Annotated in this window: 10 protein-coding genes, 1 tRNA gene and 1 other RNA gene; 1 reads left to right on the top strand and 11 read right to left on the bottom strand. The window is 72.0% G+C overall.

Features of this window, described 5'->3' with window-relative positions:
- Positions 1-120: 120 nt before the first annotated feature.
- From ABZY33_RS03540 to ffs, 6 genes are all read right to left on the bottom strand, one after another.
- On the bottom strand, positions 121-1023 hold the full coding sequence (locus ABZY33_RS03540; RefSeq protein ID WP_356489789.1) for a phosphoribosylaminoimidazolesuccinocarboxamide synthase: 903 nt from the start codon (positions 1021-1023) through the stop codon (positions 121-123).
- Between the two features lie 123 nt (positions 1024-1146).
- Positions 1147-2589 carry a N,N-dimethylformamidase beta subunit family domain-containing protein gene (locus tag ABZY33_RS03545; protein ID WP_356489944.1) on the bottom strand — a complete coding sequence of 481 codons (1443 nt, stop codon included), beginning with the start codon at positions 2587-2589 and terminating at the stop codon, positions 1147-1149.
- A 258-nt stretch (positions 2590-2847) separates the two neighbouring features.
- Positions 2848-4596, bottom strand: coding sequence for a hypothetical protein (locus tag ABZY33_RS03550; protein WP_356489945.1), 1749 nt, complete (start codon positions 4594-4596; stop codon positions 2848-2850).
- Positions 4597-5022: 426 nt separating this feature from the next.
- The gene (gene purD, locus ABZY33_RS03555) at positions 5023-6288 is read right to left on the bottom strand and encodes a phosphoribosylamine--glycine ligase (RefSeq protein WP_356489790.1); all 1266 of its coding nucleotides are present in this window, start codon (positions 6286-6288) and stop codon (positions 5023-5025) included.
- 173 nt (positions 6289-6461) lie between these two features.
- Positions 6462-8681 carry a DNA polymerase III subunit gamma and tau gene (locus ABZY33_RS03560; RefSeq protein WP_356489791.1) on the bottom strand — a complete coding sequence of 740 codons (2220 nt, stop codon included), beginning with the start codon at positions 8679-8681 and terminating at the stop codon, positions 6462-6464.
- Positions 8682-8751: 70 nt separating this feature from the next.
- Positions 8752-8846, bottom strand: an RNA gene (ffs, locus tag ABZY33_RS03565) — signal recognition particle sRNA small type.
- Positions 8847-8943: 97 nt separating this feature from the next.
- On the opposite strand from ffs, the gene ABZY33_RS03570 reads away from it, so the two are divergent.
- Positions 8944-9031, top strand: a tRNA-Ser gene (locus ABZY33_RS03570).
- A 131-nt stretch (positions 9032-9162) separates the two neighbouring features.
- Here ABZY33_RS03570 and ABZY33_RS03575 read toward each other — a convergent pair.
- The 5 genes from ABZY33_RS03575 to ABZY33_RS03595 all read right to left on the bottom strand — a co-directional run bounded on the left by ABZY33_RS03575 (position 9163) and on the right by ABZY33_RS03595 (position 14303).
- Positions 9163-9444 carry a hypothetical protein gene (locus ABZY33_RS03575; protein ID WP_356489792.1) on the bottom strand — a complete coding sequence of 94 codons (282 nt, stop codon included), beginning with the start codon at positions 9442-9444 and terminating at the stop codon, positions 9163-9165.
- Positions 9441-9851, bottom strand: a complete 411-nt coding sequence (locus ABZY33_RS03580) for a hypothetical protein (protein ID WP_356489793.1) — start codon at positions 9849-9851, stop codon at positions 9441-9443. The genes ABZY33_RS03575 and ABZY33_RS03580 overlap by 4 nt, the downstream gene beginning before the upstream one ends.
- Before the next feature lie 332 nt (positions 9852-10183).
- On the bottom strand, positions 10184-11509 hold the full coding sequence (locus ABZY33_RS03585; RefSeq protein ID WP_356489794.1) for a hypothetical protein: 1326 nt from the start codon (positions 11507-11509) through the stop codon (positions 10184-10186).
- Complete coding sequence (locus tag ABZY33_RS03590) at positions 11506-13494, bottom strand: hypothetical protein (protein WP_356489795.1); 1989 nt, start codon at positions 13492-13494, stop codon at positions 11506-11508. The genes ABZY33_RS03585 and ABZY33_RS03590 overlap by 4 nt, the downstream gene beginning before the upstream one ends.
- Positions 13491-14303 carry a toll/interleukin-1 receptor domain-containing protein gene (locus ABZY33_RS03595; RefSeq protein ID WP_356489796.1) on the bottom strand — a complete coding sequence of 271 codons (813 nt, stop codon included), beginning with the start codon at positions 14301-14303 and terminating at the stop codon, positions 13491-13493. Before ABZY33_RS03595 ends, ABZY33_RS03590 begins: the two co-directional genes overlap by 4 nt.
- Between the last annotated feature and the right edge of the window lie 31 nt (positions 14304-14334).

Consider the following 14334-nt stretch of genomic DNA (forward strand, 5'->3'; position numbering starts at 1 on the left):
TTGGTAGAGCGCAACCTTGCCAAGGTTGAGGTCGCCGGTTCGAACCCGGTCGTTCGCTCCGCGAAGTCGAGAGCCCCGGTCCCACGGACCGGGGCTCTCGCCGTTCTCCGGGGCGACCCGCTACGACCAGGGCGTCCCGGTCAGCAGCTCGAACGCCTCGATGTACTTGGCCCGGGTCGCGGCCACGACCTCCTCGGGCAGGGCCGGCGGCGGCTGCTCGCTCTTGCGGTCCCAGCCGGAGGCGTCGGAGGTCAGCCAGTCCCGCACGAACTGCTTGTCGTAGCTGGCCTGCGCGCGGCCCGGCTGCCACTGGTCGGCCGGCCAGAACCGCGAGGAGTCCGGGGTGAGCACCTCATCGGCGATGACGAGCGTGCCCTCCTTGTCGAAGCCGAACTCGAACTTCGTGTCCGCCAGGATGATGCCGCGCTCGCGCGCGATGTCCCGGGCCCGGCTGTAGACGGCGAGCGTCGACTGACGCAGCTGCGCGGCCGTCTCCGCGCCGACCTGCCGGGCGACCTCCTCGTAGCTCACGTTCTCGTCGTGCTCGCCGACCTCGGCCTTGGTGGCGGGCGTGAAGATCGGCGCGGGCAGCTCCGAGCCGTCCTCCAGGCCGTGCGGCAGGGCGAGGCCGCAGACCGTACGCGTCTCGTTGTACTCCAGCAGGCCGGAGCCGGTGAGGTAGCCGCGGGCGACGCACTCGACCGGCACCATCTCCAGCGACTTGCAGACGAGGGTGCGCCCCGCCCAGTCGGCGGGCGCGCCGGCCGGCGGCTCCGTGGCGAGGACGTGGTGGGGCATGAGGTCGGCGAGCTGATCGAACCACCACAGCGAGAGCTGGGTGAGGACCCGGCCCTTGTCCGGGATGGGCGTCGGCAGGACCCAGTCGAAGGCCGACAGGCGGTCACTGGCGACCATGATCAGATCGCCCGCCTCGTTCTGGTACAGCTCCCGCACCTTGCCGGTATGGAGGTGGACCAGGCCGGGGACCTGCACTGGCTCGGGCTTTTCGACGAATCCGGACACGGTGCCTCCCGTGGTTCTGTACGAGTACCACTGATTCTCCCGTACCAGGCGACGTGTTCCGGCCAGGGGTCGGCCGGTGCGTCCGGGACCGCCCCCATGGCTGGTCCGGGGACACCCCCGCGGTCAGTCCCGTTTGCAGATGCGGTCGAGCAGATTCGCGGTCGCCCGCTGGATCCGCGGGTCCACGTGACCGGGCCGGTCGAGCGCCGGGGACCAGGCGAACGTCCCGGATGCGAAGACCAGCGCACCGGACGGCGCCCGGTACAGGGACGTCTCCTGATGGCGGCGGGCCTTCTCGCTGTCGCGGTACGGCGAATGGGCCAGCAGGATGCGGTCCTGGTGGTCGGGCAGGGCCGTGCGCGGGTAGTACCGGTCGGCCTCGCCGGCGACCAGCCCCTCGATCTCGTCCCCGTCGTGAGCGCCGGTCGCCTCCCACAGCCAGTGGTCCGCGTTCCGTACGACCAGCGGGTGCGGCTCGGGGACGCGGCCCGCGTACTGGATGCCCAGGAGCTGCTGTTCCGGCCGGTCGATCTCGCGCCAGAGCGCCGGCCTGCCCGGCCCGCGCCGCTTGCGGCAGGTGAGCAGCCGGTCCGGCACCCCGGACGGGGACGGGCCCAGCTCCACCTGCCAGTACATGGTGTTGGCCGAGAGGAAGACGAGGGACGTGCCGTTCTCCCGGGCCAGCTCGGTGGTGCGGCGCATGGTCGCCGACCAGTACTCGTCGTGGCCGGGGAAGACCAGGCCCCGGTAGCGCGCGGGGTCGATGCGGCCCGCGTGCAGATCGCGCGTGTCGGCGTAGGCGAGGTCATATCCGTACCGCTCGGCCCAGCGGATGAAGTCGTAGGCGTGGCCGACGTGCAGGGGCAGGCCCGCGCCCGCGTACGGCCGGTCGAAGGAGACCGTGGTGGCGGCCTCGCTCTCGCCGAGGAGGCGGCCCTCCTCGTCCCAGGCGTGGTAGAGGCTGGCGCCGGTGTGGCCGTCCTCCGGGTAGAGGTTGTACGCCTGCCAGGTGATGTCCGGGAGCAGCAGGAGCAGGTCGGCGGGCCGGGAGTCTCGGACCGTGAAGGGGACGTGCGAGCGGTAGCCGTCGGTGGTGGTGAGGACGGCGACGTACGCCCCCACGCTCCAGTACGACGGGATCTGCAACCGCCAGGAGAGCCACCAGTGGTGGCAGGAGACCGTGCGGTCGGCGGTCAGCGGCGCGGGCTGGACGATGCCGGACAGGCGCGGGCTCGTGGTGATCTTGCGGGCGCCGTCGCCGGCGTAGTGGCCGATGCGGTAGATGTCCACGCTGAACTGCTGCGGCGGGTCGACCGTGACGTGGAAGTCGATCGCCTCGCCGGGGGCGGCCGCGCCGGTCGAGGTGAACCCCTTGATCTGGCGGTGCACGTCGTCGGCGGTGCGGGGACCGCTGGTGCGCGGGGGCCGCTGGGGGCCCGCGCCGGCCTGCGCGGCGGGGTCCACGTACCAGGGGACGACCTGACCGGTGTCGTCGAAGTAGTTCTCACTGCCGCGCAGCCACGGCAGCGGCCCCTGGCCGAACGGGTCGCTGACCGCGTGCGCCATCGCCCCGGACTCCCAGCGGCGCGTGCGCGGACGGGACGGCACGGCGTCCTGGCCCGCCGCGGCTTCCGGCTCTCCCGCGCTCTCCGGCCCCATGCCCGCTCCCCTCCCTCGCTCCCCCGAGCCCGTGCCGCGCGATGGTGTTCCGCGACCCGGTCCCAGCACATCACATTACGCACGCACTCCGTCACCGTTCGTCGTGAATCGACGAAGGTGGAACGCCCGCCTCCACACGGGCCGCCGCGCCGGCCCCGGAGGCGGTCAGACCAGTCGTACGGGCTTCTCGGCGCGGACCCCCAGGCGGGCGAGCCACCCCTTGAGCGGTTCGGGGTCGCCGTCCTCCACCAGGCTCAGGACGCGGGGCGCGAGATCCCCGGCGCGCTCCCCGCCGATGAGCAGCGCGGGCCCGTCGAGCCAGTCCAGACCCGGGACGGCACCCGCCGTGTCGACGGCCGCGCAGCACACCATCGCCGTGACGTGGTCGGCCAGCAACTCCCGCCCGCTGCGCGGCGGCTGCAACGGGAACAGCGGCAGCGCGCCCTCGTCCCACAGCGCGTCGTCCGGCCCCTGGCTGGCGGGGGCGGGCGCCACGGGCCGGTCTCTCTCCTCGCGCTCCAGCTCGGCACTGAGCCGGGCGGAGAGGGAGTCGGCCTCGGGCCGGGGGGCCGGGGAGAGCAGCCGCTCCAGCTCGGCATCGGTGTACGACTCCGGAGCGGCGGCCGGGACGGGGGCCGCAAGGTCCGGCGCCGGGCGGCTCTCGGGGTCCGTCGCCAGGTGGTCGAGGACGCGCGCCAGGGTCGGGCCCTCGGGGGCGCGCGAGGCGCCGGCGCGCGCGCTGCGCACGCCCAGGGTGTCCAGGACGCGGTGCAGCCGGGCGGCGTCCGCGCGCCACGTACGGTCCACGACCTCGTCCGGGTACTCCTGCCAGTTCACCGGTGCCCAGTCGGGGCCCGCTTCGGCGGGGCCGCCGTGGAAGAGCCGGGCGGCGAGCAGGGAGGCCGCCTCGTCCACGGCGCCGGGCTCTTCCAGCAGGTCGCAGGCGGGGCGCTCGCCGAGCCGGGAGGTGAAACCCTCCGCGAGCCGGTCGCGGCGGGACAGCTCGGTGAGGGCCGCGACCACGCCCACGTCCAGCCGGGAGGGCCAGCGGCCCATGCGCCAGGCGGGCAGCGCGACCCGGGTGAGCAGCCGGTCCCAGCCCGCGTACGCGAGGCCGACCTGCTCCTGGGCGACGATCCGCAGGCCGTAGTCGACCGCCTGGGCGCGCTCGGCGCCGGCGGCGGCGACGCCGCGCTCCATCTCCGCGGCGTGCACCCGGCAGGCCCGCAGCATCAGCCGCGCGATCCGGCCGACGCCGCCGAGGACGGTCCGGGCGAGCGGGCCGCGGCCGGGGGCCGACGCGACCGCGACGGCGGCGTCCAAGCCGCGCACGAAACGCCGGGCCGCCGCTATGTCGGGGTGGGCCGAGGGTCCCGTACCGGCGACGACCGGGGCGAGGACGGCCCGCAGCTCGGCCACCCGCATCCACCACAGGAAGGGGGAGCCGATGACGAGGACCGGCGCCACGGGTGTCTTGCCGCGGTCACCGGGCGCGGACCCCGGCGGGCCGTGCGCCGGATGGGTGCGGTCCTCCAGCCAGCTGTCGCAGTCCGGGGTGAGCGCTATGGCCGAGGGCGCCGGGACGTCGAGCCGGTCGGCCAGGTCGCGCACCAGGCGGTACAGGTCGGGGGCGGTCTCCTCGGCGATCGGGACCGTCGGGCTGAGGGCGGGCCTGGCCCGCGCCACCACCAGTGCGACCACCGCCGCGCCGAGCAGGACGACCACCGCGAGCAGCGACACCGCCAGCCGCGCGGCGTCCCAACTCCCGCCGGTCAGGTGGCCGGTGGCGCCGCCCGCGAGCAGGATCACCGACGCGGCCGCGGGCAGCAGGGCGAGCGCCGTCGCCCTGCCGCGGATGCGCAGCACGGCGAGGGCCCGGACACGCGCTGCCTGCGCACCCGCTTCCGCACCCATACCGGACACGACCGATGTCACCCCCTGCTGCCTGGACCTCTTGTCCGACCGCGGGCCGAGGCCCGCGGCGGGACACTGGTGGCGTTGCTCACTCCCCCACTGTGGCACCCGCCACCGACATCGCAATGCCGGTGGTCCGTCTGGTTCCGTCCCTTCGGAGGACGGCTCCCGACGCTCGACGGTTCAGCTCACGGGTGCCGGAACCCCGTGCGCCGCACCCTAGTTGGGAGCGCAGGCATCGTCACCAGGATGGGCCGACGGTCACTCGATGGAATGGCTTTGGGCAGAGGTGGCTGACAGGGGCGGCCGGACGAGAGAGGGTGGCACTCCCCCGGCGCTTGCGGGGCGGATGGGTTTCGGGCGGCCGGAACGCACGCGACGGCCGCCCCCGGTGGCAGGCCGGGTGCGGCCGTCGGGGCTTACGCGTCAGCTTTCGGCGGCGGCCTTCGCGGCGATGTCCGTGCGGTGCTGGGAGCCGTCGAGGCCGATGCGGCTCACCGCGGCGTACGCGCGCTCGCGCGCCTGCGTGAGGTCCGTGCCGGTCGCCGTGACGGAGAGCACCCGGCCGCCCGCGCTGACCACGGCGCCGCTGCCGTCACCGCCGGCACGCTTGGTACCGGCGTGCAGGACGTACGCGTGCGGGGCGTCCTGCGCGGCCACCGCGTCGAGCCCGGTGATCGGGTCGCCGGTGCGCGGGGTGTCCGGATAGTTGTGCGAGGCGATGACGACGGTGACCGCCGCCTCGTCGCTCCACCGCAGCGGCTCCAGGTCGGCGAGCGTGCCGTTCGCGGCGGCGAGCAGGACGCCGGCCAGCGGGGTACGGAGCCGGGCGAGGACGACCTGCGTCTCGGGGTCGCCGAAGCGGGCGTTGAACTCGATGACGCGCACGCCCCGGCTGGTGATCGCCAGCCCGGCGTAGAGCAGCCCCGAGAAGGTCGTGCCGCGCTTCTTCATCTCGTCGACCGTCGGCTGCAGGACCGTGTCGAGGACTTCCCGCACCAGCGTCGGGTCGGCCCACGGGAGCGGCGAGTAGGCACCCATGCCGCCGGTGTTGGGGCCCTGGTCGCCGTCGAGCGCGCGCTTGAAGTCCTGGGCGGGCTGGAGCGGGACGACCGTGGTGCCGTCGGTGATCGCGAAGAGCGAGACCTCGGGGCCGTCGAGGAACTCCTCGATGACGACGCGCTCACAGGCGTGCGCGTGGGCGCGGGCCGCGGCGATGTCGTCGGTGACGACGACGCCCTTGCCCGCGGCGAGACCGTCGTCCTTCACCACGTACGGGGCGCCGAACGCGTCCAGCGCCTCGTCCACCTCCGCCGCGTTCGTGCAGACGTAGGACCGGGCGGTCGGTACGCCGGCGCCCGCCATCACGTCCTTGGCGAAGGCCTTCGAACCCTCCAGCCGGGCCGCCTCGCCGGACGGCCCGAAGACCGGGATGCCGGCCGCCCGGACGGCGTCGGCGACGCCCGCGACCAGCGGGGCCTCCGGGCCGACGACGACGAGAGCGGCCTCCAGCTTCTCGGCGAGGGCGGTGACCGCGGCGCCGTCGAGCGCGTCGACGGGGTGCAGCTCGGCGACCTCGGCGATGCCTGCGTTGCCGGGGGCGCAGTGCAGGGCGGAGACGGCGGGGTCGAGGGACAGAGAGCGGCACAGGGCGTGTTCGCGGGCGCCGCCGCCGATGACGAGGACCTTCACGCGGTCAGCCTATCCGTCCGCGTGCTGTGCTCTTGTACGGGCTTCCCAAGGCTGGGCGGGGCGGGGGCTGTGGGTTCCTCCAAGAACGGGGCCTGCTCCGCCCGCGCCTACAGGGCTGCGCCGACCGGTACCGGCGCTCCCCGTTTCTCCCACCTCCCCTTACTACTCGTCGGCTACTCGTTCGTGAACTCCTCGACGACCGTCGCGCCCAGTTCGCGGACGATCAGGTCGTGGCCGGTCAGCGCGGTCTCGTCGAGGTCCGGGTCGTCGTCCTCCGGGATGTCGTCCTCCACCGAGACCGGGCGGCGGGCCGGAGGCTGGGCCGGGGCGGGCGCGGGTGCCGGAGCGGCGGCGGGTGCCTGCGGCGCGGCGGACGCGGGCCGGGCCGGAGCCGGCGGCGGGGACGGAGCCGGGGCGGGGGGCGGGGTGTAGCCGCCGCCGTAACCACCGGGGGCGACGGGCGGGGCCGGGGCGCCGCCGCCGCTGTCGACCACCGCGTCGATCTTCCACTGCACGCCGTACAGCTCGGTCAGGGCCGACTTCAGGACATCCTCGCTGCCGCTGCTCGCGAAGTTGTCCCGCGCGCCCGCGCTCACGAAGCCGAGCTGGAGCGTGGCACCGTCGAACCCCGTGACCTGCGCGTTCTGGCTGAGCAGGATCCAGGTGAAGCGGCGCTTGTTCTTCACCGCCTCCAGGATGTTCGGCCAGAGGGTGCGGGGGTCGGGGCCGCCGACGGGTGCCGGGGCCGCGGCCGGGGCGGGAGCGGGAGGCTGAGGGGTGGCGGCGGCCGGGGCGGGGCTCGCGGCCGGGGCGGGCGGGCGGCCGGTGCCGGCGGAGGCGGCCGTGGGCCAGCCGCCGGGGCGCCGGGCGCCACCAGGGCCGCCGGCGCCGGTGGGAGCGGCGGTGGGCCAGGCGCCGGGGGCCGGGGCGGCGGGTTCGGCCGGGGCGGCGTCCATGGCCGGGGCCGGGGTCTGGGCCGGTGGCGTCGGGGCCGGGGCCGGTGGCGTCGGGGCCGGGGCCGGTGGTGTCGGGGCGGCGGGGGCCGGGGCTTCCGGTTCCGGGGCGCCACCGCGGACCGCCGCGCGGGCCGCCGCCGGGCCGGTGCCGGGGGCGATCGGGGCCGCCGGACCGGTGGCGGGCGGGGCGCCGGGCGCGGCCTGGGCGGGTGCGTGGGCGTCGGGTCCGGGAACGTACGCCATGGCAGGGCCGGGGCCCTGGCCGCCCGGCGTGAAGACGCCGCCGCGCTCGATGCGGTCGAGGCGGGCCATGACGGAGCGGGCGTCGTCGTACGCGGCGGGCAGCAGCACGCGCGCGCAGATCAGCTCCAGCTGGAGGCGCGGCGAGTTCGCGCCGCGCATCTCGGTCAGGCCCTCGTTGACGATGTCGGCGGCGCGGCTCAGCTCGGCGGCGCCGAACGTCGAGGCCTGCGCCTGCATCCGCTCCACGACGTCGGCCGGGGAGTCGATGAGCCCCTTCTCCACCGCGTCCGGGACCGCGGCCAGGATCACCAGGTCGCGCAGCCGCTCCAGCAGGTCGGTGACGAAGCGGCGCGGGTCGTTGCCCCGCTCGATGACGTGGTTCACGACCTCGAAGGCGGCGGCCCCGTCTCCGGTGGCGAACGCCTCGACGACGGAGTCGAGCAGCGAGGCGTCCGTGTAGCCGAGCAGGGCGGTCGCCATGGCATACGTCACACCGTCCTCACCGGCACCGGCGAGCAACTGGTCCATCACGGACATCGAGTCACGCACGGACCCGGCGCCGGCGCGCACGACGAGCGGCAGCACGCCGTCCTCGACGCGGCTGTCCTCCTTGCCGCACACCTCGCCCAGATAGTCGCGCAGGGTGCCGGGCGGCACGAGCCGGAACGGGTAGTGGTGCGTACGCGAGCGGATCGTCCCGATGACCTTCTCGGGCTCGGTGGTCGCGAAGATGAACTTGAGGTGCTCCGGGGGCTCCTCGACGACCTTGAGAAGCGCGTTGAACCCGGCCGACGTGACCATGTGGGCCTCGTCGATGATGTAGATCTTGTACCGGCTGCCCGCCGGGCCGAAGAAAGCCTTCTCGCGCAGGTCACGGGCGTCGTCCACACCACCGTGCGAGGCCGCGTCGATCTCGATGACGTCGATCGAACCCGGGCCGTTGCGCGCGAGGTCCTGGCAGGACTGGCACGTGCCGCAGGGCGTCGGAGTGGGACCTTGCTCACAGTTCAGGCAGCGGGCGAGGATGCGCGCGCTGGTCGTCTTGCCGCAACCGCGCGGACCACTGAACAGGTACGCGTGATTGACCCGGTTGTTCCGCAACGCCTGCTGCAGCGGGTCGGTTACATGCTCCTGCCCGATGACCTCGGCGAACGACTCCGGGCGATAACGGCGGTACAGCGCGAGAGACGACACGCATACGAGGTTATAGGCGACCACTGACAACCAGGGCCGTCCCCGTCCAGGCCCGACCCGGCCCGGGAACGCAGACGCCCCCCACGCACCCGCCAGAGCCGACCTACCCTTGCTGCCTTCCGGCCCTGGGGGAGTTCAGTCAGATAGCGCCACGTGAGGGGCTGAGCCCAGAGTACATGCTCCGGGGCCCGGAGAAGTACCCGCTCCGGGACGAGGGGAACGGGTTCGCGAGCACCCTCAAACGTCTTGTATTGTTTGCCGCGGAGGATTCGCCTAGTGGCCTAGGGCGCACGCTTGGAAAGCGTGTTGGGGGCAACCCCTCACGAGTTCGAATCTCGTATCCTCCGCCAGTGCCTCACCGGGCACTAACGTCGAAGGGCCCCACCGCAAGGTGGGGCCCTTCGACGTTGTCCGTCTCAGTCGGCTTGTCCCTCGATGCCGGGCAGCATCCAGAGCGCGTCTCCGACTTGCTGGGCGACCTTCAGGAGTCGGACCGGCCACGCGCGATGCGCGCACCCGCTTCAAAGTCGTCATAGTGCACGCGCACGTCCTGGATGCCAAGAGCCCGCATCAGGTCCGTCAGCCGCACGACGTACCGACGCCCGACTTTCCGGAACGGGCAAGGGAATTCACCGCTTCTCGCCCGCTTGTACGCTGTGCTCAGCCCCAGGCTCAGCGCGTCCGCAGCCATGCGCATCCCCACCTCTTCCGGAAGTCCGAACACGACGGAGAAGGGAACGGACTCATCACGATGGCGCTTCATCCGGCGGACCCCCATACCCCGAACAGGTCCAACTGCTCACTCACTGTGGTCTGGACGCGACGGCTCGCGCGGCGGCGTTCAGACTGACGTACCTGGCGCACGTGGTCCAGCAGACCCAGTCGGTAGGCCAGCGACCCCAGCCGTTCGCCCTGTGCCTGCTGGGCGAGGGTCCTGGACATCCCTTCGACGCGTAAGACTTCATCGCCCGCGATCATCAGCGGATCGAGCCCTTCCGGCTCCTGCATCGTTCGCCACTCCCCCACCGGGGTCTCCTCCGGGCTGCGGCGGCCCGTCCGCCATCCGGCGGCGAAGGCATTGTCGACCAGGTGCTGCTCGGCGAGCGATGTGTCCGCCCGACGAAGGGTTCGTACACCCTCCAACGTCCCTTGCAATAAAGCGGAACACATGTCGGCATGCTCGGCGCCGGTACGGCGGGAGAGCGAGTACGCCGCTCCTCTCAAACGGGGCGCGAGTAGCCACACAGCCACAAGCGTCCAACTCCGTCCGCTCTCACCCTCGTCCTGTCGGATGTGGCCGGCAATGTGCCGCCAGTGAGCGATCCGGCCAGGGTGGCCCGGCACTGCTCGGAGTGCCTGTGACCGCAGATCGTCCAGCGATATGCCCGCTCGACCACAGTGCGGCTCCACGGGTACGTCCGAACCGTCGCACAACGGCTGCCCCTGGGCGAACCGCTGTTCCACGGATCTGCAGATACGGGTGAAGACATCAGGGGACGGAGTCATCGCTCCCCCCCGGGCCACTCCGGGTCGGGGCCGCTCCGCGCCCACGCGTCGGGGTCGAAATGCCGGGGACGAACCCCCCCTTCAGCGGCCGTTCCGGCCGATGGCGTCGACCCCGTGCTCGACGGTTCCGCCGCCTCGTCCGGGCGGTCGGGCACGTTTCCGCCGTGCGGGGGCGGCGACCAAGAGGCGGGTGTGGCCGGCGGGGGGTCCTCCGTACCAGTCTTCGCGGGGGCGGCAGGAGGACGTCCGTCCTCGTGGTCGGCCCGGCACATGTGCCTGCGGATGTTCTCCGCGGCCTCCGGCCGGCCAGCCGCGTCCGACGTACGCGCAAGGCGGTCCAGGAACACCCTGGTCTCGTCCGACCCTTCGGTGAACCCCTCGCTGTCCAACCAGGCGGCCAGAAGATCGGCTGGAGGTTCCTGCCCCTCTCCTGAAGGGACCGGGCCATGGCCCGGCGGGGTTTCCCCAGCGCCCGGCTCCGGGTGGTCCAATCCACCCATCGGCTCTCCTTCCGCTGGCTTCCAGCGGTCCCGGAACAGATCCCGGTACTCCTCGGGGATCTCCTCGTCATTAGCAGCGGCGGACAACACCGTCAGAGGAGCGATCATGTCCACCGCACGCTCGATCTGGTCGTCGTGGCGGGCCATCCACCAGACCACCGCGTTGCCGGGACTCCGCAGAACGTCCTCCCCCAGGTACTCCCGGAGGTTGCGCTCGTGCTGCCGGCGGCTCTCCCAGCTGCCCATGGCCTTGCGCAGCCCGTCCAGCTCTTCCAGATGTTCCAGATCCCTGGGCCGCAGGACCAGCCGGATGTCCGTGGCGAAGGCCTCCACCAGCCTCGAACTGTCGAGTACGGGTGTTCCCAGCACTCCCTCCAGCGAACGCTCCAGGAACGTACACCGGCCGGGGTTCTCGGTCAGGGTCACGCTCTCCACACGCCCCAGGATGGACGTCGCGGCCAGAGCAGCCGGGTTACCGTGCGAAGAGGGGGCGAACCTGGATGTGGGCCGCCACCTGACGAAGGCGGAGAACAGGAAGGGACAGTCCTCGACGGCGCTCTGGACAGGAACCACCACGATCGACGTCTCCCGGTAGGGGACTTCGGCCGGAGGCTCGGGAACAGACTCGTCCGAGTCCAGGTCGGAGTCTGTGGGACGCGTGCCCTCTGCACGCGATATCCGCATATCGATCAGTAGCGCACCGGCGATGAGCGCAGACAAAAGGAACCACACCCACAGCGGTCGGCCAAGCGCCACTCCCACCGCCAGGGCGGTGGCAACGACTCCGCCGGACATGAGGCGCGAGATGTACTGGGTACTCATGGGCCTTCCCCTGTCCCTTGCGCACCCGAAGCCGAGGCGAGGTCTCCGACTCCTTGTGCAAGGTCGATTTCCCGGCAGAACCGGTCGGCGGTCCGCAAGCGGTCGTCGCGCTGGGTCCGAAGGCCCTCAGGCATGTCGGCGGGCTCCGACTCAGCCCAGTCGCGGGTCGTCACGTAGAGCTGGTTCAGCAGGTCCCGGTCTCCGTAGGCGGCCAACAGCAACGCGTTCAGGACCCCATCCCCCGCCCGCTGCAGCGTCAGGGCGGCGAGCCAGCGCTGCACCGATGGGGACCAGGCGCGCGCCGGCTTTCCCGCCATCACGGCCCGCCAGGCGAGGACGAACGCCTGCCAGGGCGGGGGGACGCGAAGTTCGGCAGGGTCGAGCAGTGCCAGAAGTACCTCCAAGCCCCCGTCCGCAGGTCTCGCTCGCGGCAGAAGGCGTCGCACCAGCCGCCCGTACAGTCGGCGGTTGCCGCACGCCAGCTGCAGCAGAGCGGAGCGGGCCGCCGCCTTGATGTCCTCGGGGTTCTCCTGCCGCAGAGCGAGATGCCTGAGCCGGACCACGGCCTGCTCAGGATGGGTGACGGCCATCACCTGCCGGCACACGACCGTCAGCACTCGTGCGAGATCGGGTGCTATGCGGGCCGTTGTCACCCACTGGTAGACGTGCGAGCGGAACCGCGACCCGTACCGTTCATGGCTGAGGCCCAGTTCGAGCGCCGCCGCGGCCTCGGCCCGCAGCCGACCCTCTGCCGAGGGGTGGGTCCATTTCTCGATGAGCAGGTGCAGGTCCTCGGGTCGATCGGTCCGCAGGGCCTGTTCCGCGAAGCGGGTGACCAGACGCGCGCGGTCCTCCGCCCCGAGTCCAGGAAGCCGCATGCATTCCCCCACCCAGTCCCGGAAATCTGCGCGGAGTTCGGGGAAGTTCTCCCAGAAGTGCCGTCTGACCGCGTCGTCGTAAGCAAGCCTGACGAACCGCACCCGCCCGTCGTCCTCCCGGACGAGGGACAACTCCTCGAACTGCTCACCCAGACCTGCCCGGGCGAGTCTGGGCGTTTCGTCCTGAGGGTGCCCCAGGACGCCCAGAAGGCTGTGCGCGGCGCTCAGCACCGTGTCCGCCGGTCCGCCGCTCGTCATGCTCGCCGCGAGCATGAGTGCTCGTTCCTGCGCGCCTCGGTGCTGTCGCAGATCTCCGGCCACCTGCTGCGTCCAGTTGGTCGCGGCCGCCAGCGCGTCGTCCCGCCAGTGCTCGAAACTCGTGCCGCGGTCGGCCCGGTCCCGGGCCTGGACCACCAGGCCCGCCAAGCGGTCCAGCTCCCGGATGGGCGCAGTCTCGAGCAGATGGGGCAGGTCACCGTGGTCCAGTTGCTCGTACTGGAACCTCACGCCCCGCACCCGCAGATGCCGGCTGAAGATCGCCCGCCCACTCGGCCGTTCAAGGTGCACTGCCAAGGGGGCGAGTTCCGCATCGAGCATCCATTCCAGGCCCGACGGAGTCACCGCGACCAGCCGGGCACCGCTCTCCTCAACCAGCGCGCGATAGGACGTGAGCGTGCGCTGAGCAGCCGGGTAGTCACTGTCACCTATGCTCGACAGGTCCAGTAGATAGCGGTCATCGGGTGACGGGTCGAGGGGCTCCTCCTCCCTGACCGTGGGCAATTCCTCGATGCGGCTGCCCGGAACCGACGCCTCCATCAGCAACATGGTCGCTGCGGAGCGCCGGCCGATTCCGGGCCGGCCTTCCAAGAGCACCACCGCACCGGGCCGCCCCAGCAGGTCGGCCGCCCGAGCGTATCCACCCGGCCATATGAAGCACTTGGCGAGCCGCCGCCGGTGCTCGCGTACGATCTCCAGCCGATCGACCCCGGTCCTGACCAAGGGTTCTCGCAGGCCGATCGAGTAGTAATACGTGTTGTTCTGGTCACCGCCACCGCTGTGCACCGGTCCCTGCGGGTCGCTGATCGATGTGTCGCACGTGCCGCTCAACGGTCCTCGTCCACGGGTCGTCCACTCCGGTTCGCCCTCTGCCGGACTTCCCCCTGGTTCTCGCCCACGTACTGGACGTTGCCTCCGTCACCGGAGATACGCGGGCCCAGGTACTGCTCACGCGCCTGATACAGGTGACCGTTTCCGGTGTGGACCGGCCCCTGTGGCTCGCTGACAAAGGTTCCGGAGAAGTCCCCGTTGAGATTGCCGATCCCTCCGCGTTGGCGGTGCTTGATCACCCTGGCCTGCATCCGGGCGACTCCGGTCCCGTCCCTCTCAGTGCTGCGGTCGTCGGCCGTCGGGGCCGGACTAGTTCGGTAGCCGTTGCTCCGCGCTGCTGCTCCCAGTTCGGGCAACAGGTCCACGAGGTCATCAGCCAGCCCCGCCAGGTCGGCGTCCGCGTTGCGGTGGCTGAGTCGCCGGTACTGGCAGGAGGCCATGGCTTCGATGTCGGCGGGAAGGTCGTCGGGACGCAGCCTCTTCGCGCCTCCGACCAGCAGAGGAATGACCACGGCCCCGGTTTCGAGGGCTTCCCGGATCTCCCGACGGGTCCAGTCGTCCTCGTCCTCCAGAGGACTCCGGCCTTCGGGGCCCGCCGGCGTCAGCCAACGAGGCCCCATGACGGCCAGCAACACGCTGCTGCGCCGGACCGCGGTGAGCAGTTCCTGGGGAAACCGGCTTCCCAACCGGATGGACTTGCTCGCCCGGAAGACATTGTCATTGCCGAACACCCTGGAGAGCTCCCTTTCTACGAGTGTGGCAGTGCCTTCCTCGTCATCGGTTCGATAATTCACAAAGACCAAAGGCATGCGGAATTCCGTTTCTGTGTGGTGTTCCCAT

This window comes from Streptomyces sp. NPDC006552 (assembly GCF_040611655.1).
In the GTDB taxonomy this organism is placed as follows: domain Bacteria; phylum Actinomycetota; class Actinomycetes; order Streptomycetales; family Streptomycetaceae; genus Streptomyces.